The organism is Ruminococcus sp. RTP21484sp1_RTP21281st1_A8_RTP21281_210402, assembly GCF_040914025.1.
Lineage (GTDB): Bacteria > Bacillota > Clostridia > Lachnospirales > Lachnospiraceae > Blautia_A > Blautia_A faecis.
In genome coordinates this window covers 28,012-48,577 of the sequence record NZ_JBCPGE010000038.1, presented here as the reverse complement: position 1 = coordinate 48,577, position 20,566 = coordinate 28,012, and the positions used below count along the sequence as shown (strand labels likewise).

The window sequence follows — 20,566 nt, the reverse complement described above, 5'->3', positions numbered from 1 at the left end:
CTTTAGAGTCTCAATAATTTTGTGGGCAGCAATATTGCCAGCGTCTCAAGGGTTATGGTTCACTCCCCAATGCCAATCCGATCAGTCTATCCGCCTGATCTGCCATGAATAACGGAATATTCAACACATCATTGTCCAGTTTCAGATTATCCAGTGAGAAACGGATGCGTAGCTTGACCTTATCAGGGAACAGTTCCTTGAACTTCTTCATACTCTTGCTGGTTGTGTTTGCTTCGGATTTGACCTCCACGGGAAAGATGTCGTTCTCCCACTGAATGAGGAAATCCACTTCGTAAGGTGGGTTGTTCTGGCTCCAATAACGAGGCATGACTTCAAACTGAGTAATTAAAGTCTGCAACACAAAGTTTTCGGTTAATGCGCCTTTGAATTCAGTAAAAAGACGGTTGCCTTCGCCAAAAGCAGTGGGGGCCAACTGTGCCAGACGGCGAAGCAATCCCACATCCACCAGATAAATTTTGAAAGCCGACAAGTCATCGTAAGCTGCAATCGGCAGGCCAGGAGCTGAGCTGCGATAAATTTTATGCACTAAACGGGCATCCACCAGCCATTGTAAGGCATTCTCGTACTCACGGGCTCGTGCACCTTCCTTGACCACTTTATAGATAAACTTCTTGTTCTCTCTTGCCAGTTGAGACGGAATGGATTTCCAGATCATTGAGATTTTCGGGAACTCGCTGAGATTAGGATGTTTGGCAAAATCACGCTCATAGGCTCCGAGGATTCCGGATAATGCTTCCTGCATAGCAGAAACATCCCGTGCCTCCGTCCACATCAATACCGACTCCGGCATACCACCGGTGACATAGTACATTTTCAGCTTCTCATACAGCGGATTAAAGAAGGCGTCAGGGATGGGTTCAAGGGTGTCCACCTGTTCCAGATACTGTGCCAGGTTTTCATCACCGTTGGCAAGCAGGAATTCATTAAAGGTCATCGGGTCAATCTGCATAAAGTTGACCTTACCGACCGGAAAAGAAGAGGGTTTCGCCAGAGCAATACCTAACAGAGAACCGGCGCAGGCAACGTGATACTGCGGTGCGTTCTCGCAAAAATACTTCATAGAGTTAATGACCTTAGGGCAGTCCTGCACCTCATCAAAGATGATAAGGGTTTTTTCAGGCACAATTTTTTGACCGCTTGCCAGCATAAGGTTTTGTAGAATCCGGTCCACATCCTTGGTTGTTTCAAAAAATTGCTTATATTCTTCATTTTCGTCGAAGTTAAAGTAAGCTGTATTTTCATAATAACGTCTGCCGAACTCTTTCAGAATCCAAGTCTTTCCTACCTGACGTACGCCCTTCAATATTAAAGGCTTGCGGTAGGGAGAATTCTTCCAAGCCAGCAACTTTTTTAAGATAAATCGTTCCATAGAATCACCTGTCACATTTTTATTGGAGTTTTATGCTTGATAATCACATTTTTATTAGAGTTTTGTGATTAATAATCACATTTTTATTAGAGTTTTGTGTTTAATAATCACACTTTTATTATATGCGAAATTCATGAAATTACAACCGAAAACACAAAATTATTTAATTTTAATGCTTAGCAATCACACTTTTATATGAGAAAGGACTGGAAATGGATTGCTCCATTTCCAGCCCTTTCCCTCATTGCGGTATATTTCACCCGAATTCGGTTGCTGTAGCCGCTACGGCGCCCTCATCTGGGCGAAATCTCCCACAAATTATGACGCACATCTTGCAGAAAGCCTTTTTCAAACATGTGCTAAGATTGCAGAATTCCGGCAGCGCGAAGATTTGCCAGAAGTGTATTTAGCTGTGTCACAGCATCCTCTGTACCAGTAGCATCTGCCACTGCCGCTGCCGGAGTTGGCGCTGGGCCGGTTGGACCAATCGGGCCGTCTGCTCCGACAGGACCGGTTGGGCCTGTCGCTCCGGCTGGACCGGTTGGGCCTGTTGCTCCGGCTGGACCGGTTGGGCCTGTTGCTCCGGCTGGACCGGTTGGACCTGCTTCTCCAGCGGGACCGGCGAGGCCTGTTGCTCCGGCTGGACCGGTTGGGCCTGTTGCTCCGGCTGGACCGGTTGGGCCTGTCGCTCCGGCTGGACCGGTTGGGCCTGTTGCTCCGGCTAGACCGGTTGGGCCTGTCGCTCCGGCTGGGCCGGTTGGGCCGGTTGAGCCTGTCGCTCCGGCGGGGCCGGCTTCTCCGGCTGGGCCCATAACTCCTGGCATGCCCGGCTCTCCCTGCGGGCCCATAGGACCTGCAGGGCCTACTGCTCCCTGGCATCCTCTTGGTCCCATAGGACCAGTCACACCGGGACACCCTCTTGGACCAACAGGTCCCATAGGACCGGTTGCACCACGAGGCCCTGTGGCTCCCTGTCCCGAACAACTGCAATCGCAGCCGCAGCGATTATTGTTTCCAAAACAGGATGTACAGGTGATATCACCAGAAGCTTCCTTTTCAGAAGAATTTTTCTGATTATGACGATCAAAAAACATACACATTCTCCCATAACAGCTTAGATATTCACTATCAATATATGAAATACTAACAATACAGGTGAATTTTCCCTCTCACTCCATACCCCAAACATCCCTGAAATACTTCTCATTTCCAATAACTGCCTGATGCAGAGGCTTCAATACTCTTGCCTTTTTATGAAATTCAAACGCCTCCCTGTGCCTTCCCGCTTTATCCAGACATACGCACATCTGTATCGCAGGTATAAAATCATGACTGTCTGCAATATAAAAACCGCCGTTTTTCTTTTTCCGTGGCGCAAGAAAAGCCTGCTGGTACCAGTATGCTGCCGTCACGTACTCCTTTTTTTCCATAAACAATCTTCCTATCTCACAACAGATCTCCGCTCTCGGAACATCCATTGTAAAGCTGTAAAAAAGTATATCAAAAGCAGCTGCATTCTCTCCCATTGCCTGATAACAGCAGGAAAGAACCAGACAGCTGTTCAGTTTATTCTCTATCCAGCCATCTGGTTCTTCCAGAAATTTTTTTAAAATTAAAATTGCATACTCATATTGCTTATGATAAAAAAGCTCCCGCCCATAATAAAAGAAATGTCTCGGTTCCATTTTTTCACCGGAATCAATCATCTGCTCATATATATGCAGATTGCGAAAAGACTCTCCTGCCTTTATTTTCCGATGCTCAATCACCACATCCGAATATAAAATATTCCCCGCCGGAACAACCGTTTCGTGGACGCGCCCCTGCCATCTGAAATTTCGGGAAGTCTTCATAATACGCTCTCTATAATAAGAAAACGTAACATGATCCCATTCATCAAATCCCACTGCATAATCCATCATAACCACATCCGTATCTGAATCCATGCTCTCTTTCAACCTGAGCAGCTTCTCCTGATTTTCCGGCGTAATGACGTCATCTGCATCCAGCCACATCCAATAATCCGTATCTGCTTTTTCCGTAATAAAATTGCGGGCAGCAGAGAAATCATCTTTCCATAAAAAATCATAAACCTCATCGGTAAACTCCCTGGCAATCTCCTTCGTTTTATCCACCGATCCGGTATCGCAAATATAGATTTTGTCCACAAGCTTGCTCATCGGCGTGAGGATTCTGCGAAGTACCGCCTCCTCATTTTTTACAATCATACACAGGCCAATTGATATCATTCCAAATATCCTTTTTTCAATAGCCTATGCAGGACAAATTACTTTTATTCCCATTTGCCGCTTCCGGATATCCGCATTTTTTCCAGCAATAACGCTTTCCTTACGGATTACCTGTCATTTGTGTCAGTGACAAAGTCTCCAAAATCTGGGAAAATAAAAATACAAAACATTCCACATAGAAAAGAGGTGCTGAATATGAGAAAAAAAATATGGAAAATACTACCTCTTGTGACCGGACTTGTGCTTCTGACTGCCAGTAGCGCTCTCACCGTTCATGGAGAAAGTAACAACACCATTGACGTAACCCTGTTCAAGCTTAACCTTCCGGATGACTGGAGCTATGATCCGAATGATATCAGCGATTATGAATACACCTGCTCTGTCAGCGTATTCGAAGGTGCAGACAAGGACAGCTCACAAAATGATTTCACCATTAAAGCAAATGAAGAATCAAGCTACTCTTTCCGCAAATATCTGCAAACCTCCGATATCGATCTTCATGACTATGCAGACGGCACTATTGAAAAAACAACCATTGGCGATGTGGATTATATACGAACCACAGACATGTTTGACAGAATTTACTACATTTATCGTCACGAGCCATCCGGTGTGACCTACAAAGTTATCATTTCCGGAGAAGAAAATGATTCTGTCAGAAACGTTTTTAACAATCTGGAACTGAACTTAGAGGACACCGGCAATGTAGAAGCACCTTACCCCTGGGATGGAACTCCATTCACACCGGCTCCGCAGAGTATAGCTGTTGGAGATTATACCGTCACTCCGGAGTATATTCCATTTAGTGTTTCCCAGAACGGATTTGAGATCATGCGTCACCAGTTTGCAATATCTGGAGACCGGATGTATCATCAGCTGAATAATACTCTGGAAACTTACGAATATACTGGAAGCACCCTGAATCTTCTTTCTTCTGATACAATGGACGAGCAGGGAATGGATCTTTTTACAGACACGGACGGAAAACTTTATATTTCCCGTAACGGTGGAAAAGGAATTGTTATGAAAGACGGGCAGACCATATTGGAGACCGGCACAAGTGGTTACCTGTCTGTACACCCATCCGGTGCCTGGGGCATTACCAGCTACCTTGGCTATGATACGGAAAAAGTAACCTTCCAGGACGGCAGCGTGCTTACAGAGCCCTGGATCTTAACCTCCATGAATGATGACGAGGCACGAACCGGTATTTTTAAATTTGTCAGCCTGGTTGAGATCAGCAATGATCATATTATGGTATACGGACGTCTTGCAGGAGATGACACCCCATCGAAAATAGCAGTTTATGATCTGGATGGCAACCAGCAGCTGCTTCTTGGCGGTGACCAGCACGAGGATCCTGCTTATTTCGGAAGTCTCACGGGAATAGCTGAGACAGCGAATGGCTATATTGCAGCAGATGGAAATATGCGAGAATTCTACTTCTGGTCAAAGGACGGAACTCTCCTCGCCGAAGTAGACTGCTACGATATGTTTGGAACCAGATACCCCTGGATTGAAGATATGAAAGTTGCAGAGGATGGTTCTGTGATGGTTCTTATGACACAGGACCGTGACGACGACTCTGCAAGCGAATTAATGGTATTCCGACTTACAGGTTTCTGATACATTCCCCTCACGAAAGGGCAGGTTGTGGAGAACATCCACACCTGCCCTTTTAAGTTATTTTCATTCGGCACTGTTCTGGCAAAATCAATCTTTTTCGTACTTCTCAATCAGGCACTGGTGTTCCTTACTTTTTTTATCATAATTGATTCCAACAAGAAGAATATCGCCTGTGTAATTCAGTATCGAAGAAGGATACTTTTTAGTCTTAATTTGTGTTAATGCAGTCTGCGCATTCTGGTTCCACTTCAATTCCACAAGCAATGCCGGATAATCATTTTTGTACTCTGGCTTTGGGATAAATACAAAGTCAGCAAATCCTCGTCCTGTAGGAAATTCACGGATTGGCTTAAAATAGTATTGCATTGCGCTTAAGTAGGCAATTGTAAGCACACTGCTCAAGGAATTCTCATTATTATACTGAATTACTGACACATGCTCGTTATGGATTTTTTCAATCTCTTCTGCAACCGCCTCACCATCCATATCCAATGTAGCATCCAGCAGATTTTCCGAATTCAGCTGCAATATCAGCATTTCATTCCACTTTTTACTCTCAACAGCAGTCGTCAGCTCCTGTCGTATCTCCTCATTTGGTACAAAAGCAGTCTTCCTGATCTCATTATAACCAAGGTATCCTAAATGGATCATATAAGTCAATACATCATCTTTACTTTTAATATCTTCCGTATCATTTTGAAAAGCTGCCACATTCACCTTGACTTCGGCTCCGGAAAGCATCTCAATAACAGCTGTTTTCAGCCCATCATAGTTCATGTTAATCAAAGGCACAATCACATCATAGGATGCTGTTTCTGACCAGTAACTTCTGAATTCCCCCCTTAGCATTACGCTGACAACGGCTCTGGGATTATAAACCTGGTAATCCTTCAGAAGATAGCCATCGTACCATCGCTTCACTTCATCAAAGTCCTGCTGATATTTTTCTGACAGCTTTTTCACTTCAGCTTCTGTAAAACCAATATACGGAGCCAGATTACTTGCGCTCAGCATTGTAAACTCATCAAAATTATTTAATGCCGACTGAGTTTTTTCCTTTTTAATTGGAAGAATACCAGTAAGATATGCAAGTTGAATATATTTTGTTGGTTCTGTTCCTTTGAACATTGCCCTGAGAAAATTAATATACTCTTCCTGTACCCTTTTATTAACGTCCTTGTCACGAATAAGGACATCCCATTCATCAATGATGACAATAAATTTTTTTCCAGTTGCACCATTAATACGAGACAACACTTCTGGCAAAGATTCCGTCTTCTCTTTCAATACACCTGGATAGTATTCCGCAAGCTCCGCAATCGTCTTTTCCGAAATATAAGAAACCACCCTTTCAGGTCCACCAGCTGGCTCTATACACCATTGGATATCAAGATGTATTACATCATATTGGTTCAAGTGCTTCTTAAAATCTGCACTTTCACTAATTTCCAATCCGGCGAACATTTCTTCTGAATTACAGCCTCTGCTGTAATAAGCTGTAAGCATATTCGCTGTAATAGATTTTCCAAACCTTCTCGGACGGCTATTGCAAATATAGGCCTGCAATGTATTCAAAACTTTATTCGTATACTTAATAAGTCCGCTTTTATCAACATATATCTCGGAATTCAATGCTACCTGAAAAGCCAAATTATCTGGATTCACTAATATTCCCATCACTCACACACTCCCTATATAAAAAAGCTTCCACAGTATCACTATTTTCTACCAATAATGATATCATGAAAACTTTTGGTGCTCAATAATTTTATTGGGATGTTTTCTGAAAGCTCACAGAGAGTTACTGTTTGATTCTACTTTGATATACACCACTGTTTATATTCTTCCAGTCTTTGTATATATCCTGAAAATTCTGGAACCGTAAAATCAAGTTCTTTATATCTTACAGGATATATAATTCCCTTGCTAATTAACTGTGCTCTTGTTGTTGAAATAGATCCAACTGTTTTATTAAGATTGTGTGCAACATTTGATATCGTACATGGTAATTCACCACATTCTACCATTGCAAAAATAAATTTTTTATCACTTTCTGCACATCTTTCATATCTTGATTTAAAGAATCTTTCGTCCAGAGATGATAAAAATTCATCTATACAATTTTCTACATCAGACAATTCTATGACATCTTTATTTGTTTTATCGTACACAATTTTGCATAACTGTTGAATAAAAAAAGGAGACCCTTTTGTAATTTCTACTATTTTGTTTATGGCTTCATGTGCATATATTATATTGAATTTTTTTGCTGGCTCTTCAATTGCTTTTTCTGATTGCTCATCCGTCAATGAATCGATTTTTTTATACATAAACAATCTTTCGGAATAAGATTTTTCATCAGAAAGCATTTTATATATTTTAGGCAATCCTGCACCTATAATCATAATTGGATAACCTAACTGATTTACTCTATGCAATGCAGCGATCAAAGATCCTAGCTGGTTTTGCTTCATATACTGAATTTCATCTATAAAGAAACAAATTGGCGTTTCCGTTTTTTGTGCGGTTTCTCCGATTGTTGAAAATACTTCAGTAAGTGTTTGCGTTAAATTATTTGACACATACAATTCCCTATCCTGCATTGATAAAGAAAATGAATTATCTTCTGGGTTAAAAGAAACAACTAAGGACTTTATTGCCTCTAATGGCTTCTGTATTAAATGTTTAAATTTTTCTTTTGCACTTATTGTTCTTAAAAATGCCTGAGAACATTCAGCAATCTGTGAAATAAAGTCATTTCTCTCCTCAATTTCAATATGCTTACAAAAAATACCTTTTTCTTCTGCAATACTTTGCAGCTTATTTATTAAAACAGTTTTTCCAACGCCGCGCAAACCACTAAAAATAATTGATTGAGTAGGTATATCCATAGTTAACGCATCAAACATTTGACTTACGTTCTGAATGTCTTCATCTCGTCCAGCAATATATACTGGCATTAAACCAGCACCTGGTCTATATGGATTTACTTTAAACATACAATCACCTCCGCTTATAAACTTATATTACCGCAATACGTAGCAATAAACAATACAGTTCCGTGATATTTTTCCTATAAGTACCTATAACTTTTTATACCACAATTTCCCTTACAGCAAGCGTAAGTTCCTGCCGAATTTCTTCATTAGGAACAAATGCAGACCTTCGATTCTGATCGTATCCCAGATAGCCAAGATGGATCATATACGTAAGAACCTCATCTCGGTTCTGTATATTTACCGTATCATTTTTAAAAGTTTCCGTATTCACTTTCACTTCAGCGCCTGACAACATTTCAATAACAGCGGACTTTAAGCCATCGAAATCCATATTGATCAACGGCACGATTGTCTCGTAAGAAGCAGTCTCTGACCAGTAGCTCTTAAATTCGCCATTTAGCATAACTCCCACAACCGCCCATGGATTATATATTTGATGTTCATTTAGGAGATAACCATCATACCACCTTTTGACCTTTTCGTAATTCTGATGATATTTTTTTGCAAGCATCTTCACTTCACTTTCTGTGAAACCGACATAAGGCGCCATATTGCCTGCACTAAGCATAGTAAACTCATCAAAATTATTTAGTGCTGACTGGGTTTTCATTTTTTTGATTGGAAGGATACCTGTCAGATATGCGAGAGCAATATATTTAGTTGGCTCAGTACCTTTAAACAGTCCCCTCAGGAAATTAATATAATTTTCCTGTACAGCCTGATTCTGCGCTTCATCTCGAATCAAAACATCCCATTCATCAATAATAATGACAAATTTCTGTCCTGTTTGATTTTTAACTCTTGAAAGAGCATCAGATAAAGAACCGTCTTGGAGAACCAAACACTCTGGATAAATTTCGCACAACTCATCCAGTACGCTTTTTGTAATAAACTGTACCACTTTGTTCTTATCTTCACAATTTGCCAGAAACCACTGGATATCAATGTGAATTACATCATATTTGTTAAGATACTTTTTGAAATCCTGTGTTTTTCCTATTGAAAGATCGGAAAACATCATCTCAGAATCTGCACCTTTGCTGTAATATGCTGCAAGCATATTCGCCGCATAGGATTTCCCAAATCTCCTGGGGCGGCTGTTGCAAATATACGCATCTGTAGTCTCCAGAACGCGATTCATATATTCGATCATACCAGTTTTATCTACATAAATTCTGGAATTCAAAGCAGCCTGAAAAGCACTGTTGTCCGGATTCACAAATCTTCCCATCTATCACACACTCCCTATACAAAAAAGCTTCCACAGTATCACTATTTTCTACCAATAATGATATCATGAAAACTTTTTGGTCTCAATAATTTTGTGAAAAACAACGTTTGCAAATCAATTGTCCATTTCTTACTTGTAAAGGTCTTCCAGCGTTATCAGCCGAACTTCACCTCGCTCTTGTGCCTGAAGAAGTCCCTCTGTGAATCCACCTTTCGAGAAAATATAGTAGTGATAGTTGTTACCTTTTCCGAAAACTGAGGCATAATCCCGAATCAAGTCGAGCTCATCCACGCCAATTTTCTCATTTCTATACTTACACGAACCAATGATATAGTCCTTACCCTCAACAGGAGTTCCGACAATATCAATCTGTATTTGCTTTTTCTTCTTCGAGTCTGTACCCCACCATTGACCGATTTCACTCAGCTCAATAGGGAGGCTATCCGAATAATAAAGCAGATAATCCCGACACATCTTCTCAAAAATCAGCCCCATATAATCCGGAAGATACTGCTTTACAGCGTGTGGATAGGTCTTTGCAATCCTGCCAGAGTCAATAACACTCATATTGATTGGCACAAACCGATACCAGAACCGGAAGAAGTTATCCGCCAGCAAATAAATGGTTTTCTTACCCATTTTTTCTGTAATCGGGGTTTCCTTTTTGGCAATACCAAGGTCAATCAGTGTTTTCAGATACTTCGATACGATTGAGTTCTCCTCGCCGACTTTCATCTTGATGTCATTCATTCGGGAAGCTCCCTCTGCAATCGCTTTGATGATTGCATTATAAATGGCCGGCTCCCGGAGTTCCTGCTTCAGCAGATTTCCCGGTTCCTCATACAGATAGCTGGAGCGGTCAAAGAAATTATCCAGCAGAGCTTCATCCACACTATCCTTCACATCCAACTTGTTGATATAGTGTGGAACTCCTCCCGTGATTCCATAAATCAGGGAATTGTCCTCTGCGGACAGATTCGGGTGAAACACGGCTGTTTCCTTATAATTCAGCGGCTCAATCTTAAACTGACCGGTTCGCCTGCCATACAGCGGACTTTCCTTGCCAAGTACCTGACTCTCCATGAAGCTCATAGAGGAACCGCAAAGAATCAGGTACATCTTGGACTCCGTCCATTTGTGGTCGATGATATGCTGCAACATCGCAGAAATAGACTGCTTCGCTTTTGCAAGATACGGATACTCATCAATAACAAAGACGATTCTTTTTTCCTTTGAAAGTACTGTCAATTCATCCAGGGCAGCATCATAAGACCTGAACTCCGGTGCAGACTCCATATCTGGTCGCTCAAAACTCATGATTGACTTTGAGAGAGCCTCCAGATTTTCCTTTCCTGTCGTGTTCAATGCAGAAAAGAAAATGGTAGGTTTATCTTTACAGAACTCATTGATCAATGCAGTTTTACCAACACGCCGTCTGCCATAGATGACAATACACTCAAACTTATCACCAGCGTACCGTTTATTCAGTTTCCGAAGTTCATCCTCACGGCAATAGAATTGACTCATTCACCCACCTCCAATAATTATACTCATAAGTTAGTAACTCGTAAGTTACTTTTTACGAATATAATAAATCAGATGTTCTTCATAGTCAAGTAAAATAAGTCGAACCATTAGAATCGGTCGAAGTCTGACTGACTTGCCAGCTCTTTGTACGGATACAGTTGTCCTGTATCAATGCTGTTTGTGCAATTAAAATACAGTAACTATGTGGCTTTCAGCCACTTTCACAGCAAAGCCGTAAATAATTCAGGATAAATATACCTCTCAATAAACAGCTTACTTATATTTCAGATAAACATTAATACAATCAAAACTACATCTCTGTATTTCTCGTATTTTTTCACAATCTGTTTCATCATCGTGCCTAAATTTGGGATCAGATATACCATTTTCGTTTGGCGTTGAGGTCAATCCTAATATAGAAGTAATTGTATCAAGACAATTTATGAAATAATACATATCTTCCATAACGCTATTCTTCACTCCATAGGCAACTGAAGAATGAATCAAATTCAGTATGGCTTCAGCAATCTTCACAAGCGTCCAATAACTATTTTGATGAATTGCCCCAACAAAATTTGAAGTTTGCATAACTTGATAAAAATTATATTCAAAACAAATTTTTAAAAAGCATTTAACAAATAATTGCGTTGCATCCTCTTCTTTAGTATAGAATAAATCTTTTATATTTGAGTTTTGTAGCAAAAAATTTTCTATAACATCCCAATAGTATATATCTGTTTTAAAACTTCCCTCATAATTTCTAACATAATCCTGAATAACTACATCTCTTTTTGCCGTAGTTACAATATAATATTCTGTTAGGCATGGCGTAATCTTTTTTGCATTTTCCAATTCTTTTCGTAACAATGGAATTGTTAACTGTGTATTATAATAATTTTTACATTGAACACCAATTGTCCCACATATCAAATCAATTCCCGATTGTTTCTGACCTGGGCGTCCATACTTTTGAAACACACATCCATATTTATTACAAAAAAACTCCTTTACCATATTTTCAAATTCTGAATAATCTTTTGGAATAGGTAAACCTATTTGATAAATTGATGGCATACTGTTCTCCTTATCTTAACAGTAAGTGCCTCAAAATATAGCGTAGTGCAAAATAGCAGTATCTCTGCTATAATGCCTACATTATTGTTTGAGGCACTTTTTTCTATTTCGCTTCATCCTGCACTGTTCTGGCAGCTCCTTTGACCAGGGCAGAAGCCGGTCAATGACCGATGGATTTTCCAGATGATGATTGTTGAGCGTCTCTATGAGCAGGTGTTTCAGATACTCATAGACATCCAGATCATTGGCTCTGGCACTTTCCACCAGTGTGTATAAGACTCCGTTTGTGTCTGCCCCTAATATCTTAGGTGGAACTTTCTCTAGAAGTCACTAATGGACGAAGCCCTTTTACAAGTGTCTGAAACTCCTGTTCTGTATCCACAAAATGATAGGGTGCATACTCGCCATATGCTGTTGGTCTGCTAATTGTTACAAGCTGTACTCCCTTATAGCCAACAGCTCGATTCAGTTCCCTTTTTAATTCTACCAGATGCTTTCCATGAGTTGTTTTCAGCGCATAACAACCATGCTCATTACGATCTTTCGCTACCAGATAACACATTCTTCAACACCTCCTTAAATTCATGCTCATTGCGAATCAATCCACTTTCATACTTACCGCGCATTACTTTTCCCATCTCTGTCGGATAATTTTTCTTATACAGATAATCGTGAAGCCAGTTATTCAACTGTCTATCAAACAACGTATTAAACTGGATTTCTATAGGATAATGTCTTCCGCTTTTCTGATAGTACACATGAACACCTCTATAGCCATCATCAAACGCTTTTCCATTCGTTATATCAGCAATTCGGAACTGCGAAAACTTTTCTTCCAATATCTGATCATAGCTATCACAAAAAGCCCTGAAACCTAAAATGTCATTAAATACTTTCCGCGTTTGATGATCCGGATAGTAACGGTTATACTTTAAAAGTATAGAATCCAAACTCTTGATTCTATAATCTAACGCAATACCTGAAAGGATTTCCTGTTCATCAAGCCACTCAGTCATCGCAATCAATTCAGCAATTAATTTCTCTTTATCAAAATAGTGTAAATTCTTCTTCAATGGAATTCCCAGATGTGACTCAAATGACAACACATCCAAAATTTCCACCGATAATCCATTCATTTTCAACAACTGCTCATTCATAAGCATCTCTCCTGATTATCAGGATTCTTCACTTATGCTACCATAGATATGCTGAATTATCAAGGTATGTAAGAGATCCATATTCTTCTCCTAACTCTCTGACTCCAAAACAATATCCTTTATAAATTTTGGCGTAATTTCTTTTAAATACGAGTCATTAATAGAATACAAATTTGCCAATAACACTACATTTTTAAGTTGCAACGGTATTTTCATTTTTGTATTTATATCCGACAACCATACTAGAAAATCTTCTCTTTCAATCCTAAAAAATGCTTTCGCAACTTCTTTGTTTTCTCCAAAGTATTTTAATATTTCATCCATTCCCACATCATCTAAAATACGGATTCGAAATGTGTTTTTTAACATTGGAATCCATTCTCCGGACTTATAATGTCTATATGCTACCTCTGTTAGCAGACTTGAAATAGCCCAGTCACAATTATCCAAAGTAGCAAAAATACCATTCAGTGTTCGGCTAAGATCCTCATTATTTTCCCAATCTGGCAAACACTTGTATCGAAAATCATGTTCTATTTCATGCCATCCTTCTGAGAAAATGGTCCGGATCTGAATTTCAAATGATTTATCAATTGGATAAGTCCAAATGACTGAATCAAAATTTTCTTCTACATCTGGTGGCAATTTACATACATAGTTTATTCGCTGCGGGCAAAACTTATCTGTTAATTCTTCATCCCTTGAAATGTTTAAAACATTAAAATGCTGCTTTATCAATTTCTCACACAGCTTGATATCACTTTTGAAATACAAAACAATTCGTATTCCAACCAGATCTTGCATTTTGTAATTCTGAATGTTCTTTTTTGCCCTATTTTCCAATTTATCGCAGACCGATTTTGAACCTTTAATTCTTGAAAATACTTTATAAAACAGTCCACATTTATCCAAATAATTTCTTATTTGAATTTCAAGTGGCTTTATTACAGAAATAGATATACTATCTATATTTCTACTCATATCATCAAATTTATCATTCATCCTGCTATCTCCAGTATTTCCTTAATTTCCTTTATCTTTTCCGTGTTTACAAACCAATAATGACCCTCTTTATACAGCAGATTTTTATGTTTCAAGCTTTCAAGGGCATTCGCAATCCCCATCCTTGTCTCTTCATTCGGAGTTCTTAATAAAAACATTTCTGGAAGACGTCCTCTTGAAAATCGATTTCCTTTTCTCCAATACATTTTCAATACAATTTGTTCATAATTATCAGTAACAATATTTGCCTCTTCATATGCTGATTCTTTCATTAATTTCTCATGTCCAACACAATTAGCAGAAAAAATCAGTTTCCGATTTGTTGTCGTATCACGTATTACTTCAATATCGTAGAATTTACAATCGTAAAACGAGCATTCTTCAAAAGCTCTCGTTACAAATATGCTCTCCTTAAACAGACAGTTACGAAAAGTACATTTTTTGAAACCATATGATCCATCAAAGAAAACATCTTGAAAGCTTCGATTTGAAAAATAATGGCTCTCATAATTACGCTGAATTGTATTTGCTAATTTAATTTCCGTATCTAACTGTTGTTCATAATTTAGCCTATCTATCTGCGGTAAAACTTTCTCTAACAATTCATTTTTTTTCTCATCAGAGCGGCTGGCATACGCCGTACAGGCAATATCAATATATTTGCCATCCATTTCTTCCAAAATAGAATCATCTTCTAGAATACAATCACCTATCAATATTCCAAATATAAAATCATTAATAAAACCAATTTGATTCTTCTGTGGTGAAATTCTGTTTAATAATGCATGTCCAGCAAGTTTTGTTGCAAACTCCTCTTCTGTAGGACGTTCTTCAATTGCTACATATCGGTCCCTGTATGATTTATAATTGTCATGAATAATCTCAATAAACAAATCTCTTATAAAAGAAATTTCCTCTGCAATAATCTCAAACTCAACAAAATCCTTAGCAATTTGCTCCATAATTCTATATTGCTCTTTAACAGTCAGTTGTAACGATTGCCTCTCTCTTTCTCTTTCCAGCAAAGAATTAAAATAATAAGAAATCACATTTTCAACATTACTACATGTCTCTTCAAACTTATCCATTTCCATGCTTCTCATAAAAGCCAATAATATAGGATTAATAATACTGGCAAAGGGAATTCCATGCTTTTCCAAATATTCTGTTTTTTCAAATCCAATCCAATCAGAAACTGTAGGTTCATCAATAGAAACTCTGGTTACATTACATTTCGGTAAATGCTTATCTTTCCATTCTTCGAAAATATCACCTGTAAATATTGCACTTTTCCTGGAAGTTAAAACAACCTTAGTCTGGCACCCCGGCTCAAACAACTCTGCAATTGTATCCAGCATTGTTTGTGAATCATCCTCCACACTATTAGGATCAGACATGTTTTTATTTGATCTTGAGATCAATTCATCAAAGCCATCAATTATAAGTGGCACTTTTCCGTTTCTAATCTCCGAAATAACAAGTTCTGATGACAGCGATGTAAATTTTCTATCAATTTCATCCAGTAATACATACCGAAAAAGCGCTGCTTTTCTATTCTTCGATAATTCTGTAAAAATAGGGGCAAAATTATCCGTACAGTTATCTGCAATCATTTTAATAAGTTCGTATGACGTACAGGTTTTTCCATATCCAGCAGCCGCCTCCAAAATAATCAATTGTGCTCCTGGTTTTTGAATCTGCTCATAAATTCCGAAAATTAAATCCTTTTGTTCTCCCTCACAATTCCAATTACACTTTGGTTCAACATATTCATAGGTAGCCCCTAGCAACTTTTTGGACTGCAACTCGCCAAAAAGTTCATAATCTTTTAATAAGCGGTCATTAATATTTTTCACAGCAAAAAATCCATTGAATAATAATTCATGTGTTTTTTCCAATGACACATATTCAATGATTCTCACTGAGTAGCCAGCTTCTTCAAATTCTCTTTTTAGTTTTGTCTCTTCAATCTGGTTATTAAATTTAATAATTTCTGCATTATAAAAATAGCCATTGCTATAAGTAAAAACTACATAGTCATCCGACTGCTTAACTTTTGAAAAGCCATACAACTCATACAACGCTTCTATTTCTTCTATAATTTTTTCCCCGATTTTCATTTTCCAGTTCTCCGTTCTCTACCGCCTGCCTTGTGAAGTTTTCCTAGTGCTTATAAAAAAATACTATCACACGCATTTCCAAATCTTCCAATTTTCAAACACGCAATGATAGTATCCATTCATCCTATACAATCATTAAAATTTTCTGTAATTGTAATCATATCTTAAGTTCTTCCCCCCCCATATATCGCCATGAAAAATATAATAAAATTTTGGAGTCTATTTTCAACTTTTGTTTAATCATGATACCATAATTTTCATGTTCCTGTCTATCCCACTTGCTGCGTTTATAGAACTTTTACAAACACTCTTATATTTACTACATGAGGCAACAAAGCCACATTTTCCCATAGCTGGTCTCCCATCACAGATCTGAAAATAAATCTGCCTTATATAGTGTTTTGAGGCACTTACGTTCTGACCTCAATGCACTTCACGGATCAAGTAGACGCACAGTTTTTCAAACGACAGACTTTAAAGAAGGATACTCATAACTATTTGTGTACATATACTCTGGTGCACAATCAATCTCTTCATCCAGCCATGTAACAACTCCAGCTACCACTTTATAGTTTTTAAAAATGTTTTCATCAGACAACGGAGCAAATGCTTCTCCTGTTAAAATAGTAGCATCAAAAAGTCGCTGCTCACCTGTAGAAAATGTAAGAATCATCATATCATCTAATGGTTTCGCTGATACTACTTGAATATTTTCTGTCTTTTCACTGGCATATACAATTCCATTTAACGAAAACATACACGCACATCTCCTACTATAATGGCTTGTATTAACTTCGGTGTACTTTATGTCGAGGATCCAATCGAATAAGCTTATAGTAACCAGCTTCAATCACAACGTGTATTCTAAAAACCTCTGTCACCTCATAGTGATACACCTGCATGCCTCTGTAGGTGTCATCGGTATCTGGTTTTCTCGAAAAAGCACGATCCACTTGCGTTACTGTCATTTGAGAAACTTTATTTAAAAATGCCTGAAACTGTTTGACGTTTTCTGGCGTTAATTCCTTGAACGAATATCCATTCTCCAGTGGATATTTAAAGCATAATTCAAAAGGAACCTCTCTATTTTGCTTCTGAGTTAATTTTGCCATTCTTAATCGCCTACATAAATCGACTTATAATAAGAGGCCATTGTAATTGGAGAAATAACAACTGTACACCTCTCATCTGGCTCATATCCTCGTCGCGCTTCCATCCATGGCAGCTCGCGGTGAGTCAATGCTTCAAGGGCGTTTCCGGTATTATCTCCATAGGTATCCCAAACATCTTCAAGAAGATCTTCGTCAGCAGCATCTAATTTCACTTTTACAGATCCCCCGATTCTTATAGGATCATATCCAAAAGACTTAAAGCGTTCCCACAATGCTGGTGAAACCGGACCGTGAACCCACGCCTGATAATCTGTATCTTCTAAGCGATAACCCTTAAGAGCATAACACCATGCCTGGGCATAGTAACACAGCTTTTGTAGTTTTTTCTGAGTCATTTCGCCCTTCAAAAGGAACCAATTGGCAATATCAAAAACCGAATACTTACCTGTTTCCTCCATATTAATATTGGGCATTTCATCGGGATCGACAATGACGTATCGCTGCGTATCCGTGGAAATTGCAGAAGTTACATAAGAGCGATAAGCACTATCGGAGGTTGTTACTGCTGAATTAAGTTTGGTAATCTGCACCTCTTTCATAAATGATCGTCTCCTCTCCATCTGTTATTGCTAAGTTATCATCATCCGAAGAACGGTCGTGTCGCCATCCCTCAAAATTCACTCTATTTTGAATTGCAATTTGACCATCCGGCATAGACGCTCTTACTACAACACCTTCTGTAGAAAAATAATCTGAACCACCAACTACACTTTCAAGCAAGCAGCGTCTAACGGTATATGCACCGTTAACTTCTGTTAGCATAAACGGTTTACTAAAAAGTAATTCATCATTGATATCGTCATAGAGCTTTTTTATGAGTTCATATTGCTCGGGCGATGGTTTTTTGACATTAAGACCCAATTCGTTTTGAGCCTCTCGACGATTGATTGTATAATCATGGCTGCCAGATTCACTACATAAGAACGCTATAATCTTTTTTATTTTATCCGGATCAGTGACCTGATTCTGTATCAGCTGTTCAGCCATCATTTGAATCTGCGCCTTTGAACGATAAACTTCTCCAAGAACCAATGGATGAACAAAATCTGATAATTTTTCAAAAATACTGGCAAGGGATGCATTGTCTGTGATAGACAGTTCGTTCTTCGCAAATTCCAAATATCCCTTAACAGCTTCAACGCTTACAGGGAACAAGCTTCCATCAGGTACTTGTGGATTCAACGCCGTATGCAAGCTTGGATCAATTGGACCGAGAGTGGCTTGTTTTGTCATAACCACTTCATTAGCACCAAGACTAATAATTGTTCCAGAACTGTGGGCCTTATGTGGAACAATCACCTGTAATATATCACAATACATACGCAGCAAATTAACAATATTACGCGCTGCGGAAGTGTCACCACCTCGTGTATAAAGAACCAACGAAATCTTATTACATGGCCCGATTTTATCAAGATGATCGATAAAATAATCTATGACATCAGGAGCGATTTGTGCACTCATGTTTGGGCGATCGCTTGTGATATACGCCAAAATTTTACTATCAAAAACCTCTTCCAATTGTTTGTAAAGCGCTACACGATCGCTATACATATGGCACACCTCCATTTTTGATATTTATTATACACGGTATACATGCAAAATGCTATTCCTTTTTTTAAATCACGAGGCAACTGGACTTAAACTAACCGATAGTGCAGACTGAACGTCAAAGCCATCGGTTATCTTTATCCAAATATTCTTGATACTCTGTCAAATATATTCGTTGGTTCTTCTAAGCGCATCAAAACAAGTTGTTCTAATGTGTCTCCCTACCAAATGCGACACCATTCAACATTATTCGAATTTTTATTCATAATTTGGTCATCTCTCGTTTACAATCTAGCACCAGGTGTCTGACCCCAATGTTGGGTTCTGTGATTCCGAGACGTTCACATGCCTGTGAACTTCCAGAAATTTTCCGCCTAAAACTCGCACCACAGCCGCAGCTGTGGTGCATTCTTGTCTATTCCTCTGTTTTTCCCTCTATTTCTCCAACATTTAGGAATTTCATTATCTCCTCATAAGACCGTCCACTCTTTACGATTGCTGACAGGATTTCATCCTTTCTTATCGCATCCCGTTTGTCCAAAAGCTCTTTCAAAACTGCGGTTGCATGGTCATATCTTTTCTTCGCTGCGATCACATCAGCCTCTGCTTTTTCGATCTTTTCATCCAGGACTTCTCTGCTCGTTTTTCTTGTTCGGGCCATTTTTTTCTCCTCCTTATTCCGCCTTTTTCAATTCTTTACTCAGCTCAGATGCATAGTATTTTATGTAGTTTGCATCCAATCCAAACGCATTTAATATTGTTTGCTGATTAGCGGTTACTGCATGGTCCAGCCTGTATACATTGTCCAGTTGACGCACCATTTCTATCTTTCCAAGTTCCTTAAACGCTTCCGGAACTGTCATATAATTCGGCTTCTTTTCCAGATTTTTCATCTCCTCATTCAGCTTCGTATACATCTTACAGCGCAGTATCATTGCCACAAATTCAACAAATATCTTAGCCCGTGCTGACAAGTGCGGTTTGTGCCTCCCACAATGTGCTGTCTGACACTTAACAAACCCTAAATTATCAATTGCAAAAACTTATTCTCTTTTTAAATTATCTTTTATGGCTGATGAACAGATTCCTGGGGTTCTCTTTAATCTAACTACTTTTTTTCCATGTTCATTGCACCATTGTTCAACTTCGTTGAATCTTCCTCCTCTATGGTCTTCACCAAGAGCCAATATATCAAAGTCAATCTTTTCTAATTCCTCTACACATACTGTATTATAAATTAATACTTCATTCACTATTTCAAGAGCACTTATCATCTCTACTCTTTCTTCATTTGAATACATTATTTTTGCATCAGGTTTATATTTTAAAATATAATCACTATTTTGAATTGCTACAATTAAATAATCTCCATATTGTTTACATTGCTTAAACAATCTAAGATGTCCTAAATGGAAATAATCATAGACTCCAAAAGTAAGAATTTTACTCATTGTCATACTCCTTTTTT

The 20,566-nt window shown here is 38.6% G+C and carries 22 protein-coding genes; 2 read left to right on the top strand and 20 right to left on the bottom strand.

All coding sequences use genetic code 11. The features are described from left to right. Positions 1–52 precede the first annotated feature (52 nt). On the bottom strand, positions 53–1,390 hold the full coding sequence (locus AB5170_RS16495) for an ATP-binding protein (protein ID WP_173772200.1): 1,338 nt from the start codon (positions 1,388–1,390) through the stop codon (positions 53–55). Between the two features lie 256 nt (positions 1,391–1,646). Continuing rightward, positions 1,647–1,709 (bottom strand): hypothetical protein, encoded by a 63-nt coding sequence (locus tag AB5170_RS16490; protein ID WP_308768451.1) that lies wholly within the window; start codon positions 1,707–1,709, stop codon positions 1,647–1,649. Between AB5170_RS16490 and AB5170_RS16485 the strand changes: the two genes are divergently transcribed. Further along, complete coding sequence (locus tag AB5170_RS16485; RefSeq protein WP_368361692.1) at positions 1,686–1,829, top strand: DUF6783 domain-containing protein; 144 nt, start codon at positions 1,686–1,688, stop codon at positions 1,827–1,829. The two genes, AB5170_RS16490 and AB5170_RS16485, sit on opposite strands and share 24 nt — an antisense overlap. A 730-nt stretch (positions 1,830–2,559) precedes the next feature. On the opposite strand, the gene AB5170_RS16480 is transcribed toward AB5170_RS16485, so the two are convergent. Next, entirely contained in the window at positions 2,560–3,639 is a 1,080-nt protein-coding gene (locus tag AB5170_RS16480; RefSeq protein WP_187565508.1) for a glycosyltransferase family 2 protein, read from the bottom strand. Between the two features lie 195 nt (positions 3,640–3,834). Between AB5170_RS16480 and AB5170_RS16475 the strand changes: the two genes are divergently transcribed. Beyond that, a complete protein-coding gene (locus AB5170_RS16475; RefSeq protein WP_368361688.1) occupies positions 3,835–5,265 on the top strand; it encodes a hypothetical protein in 1,431 nt (476 codons plus the stop codon). Between the two features lie 87 nt (positions 5,266–5,352). On the opposite strand, the gene AB5170_RS16470 is transcribed toward AB5170_RS16475, so the two are convergent. From AB5170_RS16470 to AB5170_RS16390, 17 genes are all read right to left on the bottom strand, one after another. After that, a complete protein-coding gene (locus AB5170_RS16470; protein ID WP_368361689.1) occupies positions 5,353–6,942 on the bottom strand; it encodes an AAA family ATPase in 1,590 nt (529 codons plus the stop codon). Positions 6,943–7,079: 137 nt separating this feature from the next. Beyond that, entirely contained in the window at positions 7,080–8,264 is a 1,185-nt protein-coding gene (locus tag AB5170_RS16465; RefSeq protein WP_173717016.1) for an ATP-binding protein, read from the bottom strand. 94 nt (positions 8,265–8,358) lie between these two features. Further along, positions 8,359–9,495, bottom strand: coding sequence for an AAA family ATPase (locus AB5170_RS16460; protein ID WP_173717017.1), 1,137 nt, complete (start codon positions 9,493–9,495; stop codon positions 8,359–8,361). A gap of 129 nt (positions 9,496–9,624) precedes the next feature. Continuing rightward, positions 9,625–11,022: an ATP-binding protein gene (locus tag AB5170_RS16455; protein ID WP_173717018.1), complete on the bottom strand. Its 1,398-nt coding sequence runs from the start codon at positions 11,020–11,022 to the stop codon at positions 9,625–9,627. A gap of 273 nt (positions 11,023–11,295) precedes the next feature. After that, entirely contained in the window at positions 11,296–12,096 is an 801-nt protein-coding gene (locus tag AB5170_RS16450; RefSeq protein WP_173717019.1) for a hypothetical protein, read from the bottom strand. Between the two features lie 81 nt (positions 12,097–12,177). Next, on the bottom strand, positions 12,178–12,360 hold the full coding sequence (locus AB5170_RS16445; protein ID WP_173717020.1) for a transposase domain-containing protein: 183 nt from the start codon (positions 12,358–12,360) through the stop codon (positions 12,178–12,180). A 40-nt stretch (positions 12,361–12,400) separates the two neighbouring features. After that, positions 12,401–12,658, bottom strand: a complete 258-nt coding sequence (locus AB5170_RS16440) for a DUF6718 family protein (RefSeq protein ID WP_173717021.1) — start codon at positions 12,656–12,658, stop codon at positions 12,401–12,403. Next, positions 12,630–13,253, bottom strand: coding sequence for a RelA/SpoT domain-containing protein (locus AB5170_RS16435; protein ID WP_173717022.1), 624 nt, complete (start codon positions 13,251–13,253; stop codon positions 12,630–12,632). The genes AB5170_RS16440 and AB5170_RS16435 overlap by 29 nt, the downstream gene beginning before the upstream one ends. A 90-nt stretch (positions 13,254–13,343) precedes the next feature. Then, positions 13,344–14,255: a RelA/SpoT domain-containing protein gene (locus tag AB5170_RS16430; RefSeq protein ID WP_173717023.1), complete on the bottom strand. Its 912-nt coding sequence runs from the start codon at positions 14,253–14,255 to the stop codon at positions 13,344–13,346. Beyond that, positions 14,252–16,375 carry a hypothetical protein gene (locus AB5170_RS16425; protein WP_173717024.1) on the bottom strand — a complete coding sequence of 708 codons (2,124 nt, stop codon included), beginning with the start codon at positions 16,373–16,375 and terminating at the stop codon, positions 14,252–14,254. The genes AB5170_RS16430 and AB5170_RS16425 overlap by 4 nt, the downstream gene beginning before the upstream one ends. Before the next feature lie 460 nt (positions 16,376–16,835). Next, on the bottom strand, positions 16,836–17,132 hold the full coding sequence (locus AB5170_RS16420) for a DUF2442 domain-containing protein (RefSeq protein ID WP_173717025.1): 297 nt from the start codon (positions 17,130–17,132) through the stop codon (positions 16,836–16,838). Between the two features lie 31 nt (positions 17,133–17,163). After that, complete coding sequence (locus AB5170_RS16415; RefSeq protein WP_173717026.1) at positions 17,164–17,487, bottom strand: MAG6450 family protein; 324 nt, start codon at positions 17,485–17,487, stop codon at positions 17,164–17,166. A 2-nt stretch (positions 17,488–17,489) separates the two neighbouring features. Further along, complete coding sequence (locus AB5170_RS16410; RefSeq protein WP_202049737.1) at positions 17,490–18,086, bottom strand: Panacea domain-containing protein; 597 nt, start codon at positions 18,084–18,086, stop codon at positions 17,490–17,492. Continuing rightward, a complete protein-coding gene (locus tag AB5170_RS16405; protein ID WP_173717027.1) occupies positions 18,058–19,101 on the bottom strand; it encodes a serine protease in 1,044 nt (347 codons plus the stop codon). Before AB5170_RS16405 ends, AB5170_RS16410 begins: the two co-directional genes overlap by 29 nt. Positions 19,102–19,513: 412 nt before the next feature. Continuing rightward, the gene (locus AB5170_RS16400; protein ID WP_173717028.1) at positions 19,514–19,759 is read right to left on the bottom strand and encodes a hypothetical protein; all 246 of its coding nucleotides are present in this window, start codon (positions 19,757–19,759) and stop codon (positions 19,514–19,516) included. 13 nt (positions 19,760–19,772) lie between these two features. Then, on the bottom strand, positions 19,773–20,072 hold the full coding sequence (locus AB5170_RS16395) for a hypothetical protein (RefSeq protein WP_226841024.1): 300 nt from the start codon (positions 20,070–20,072) through the stop codon (positions 19,773–19,775). 69 nt (positions 20,073–20,141) lie between these two features. Next, positions 20,142–20,549, bottom strand: coding sequence for an adenylyltransferase/cytidyltransferase family protein (locus AB5170_RS16390; protein WP_173717029.1), 408 nt, complete (start codon positions 20,547–20,549; stop codon positions 20,142–20,144). Positions 20,550–20,566 lie beyond the last annotated feature (17 nt).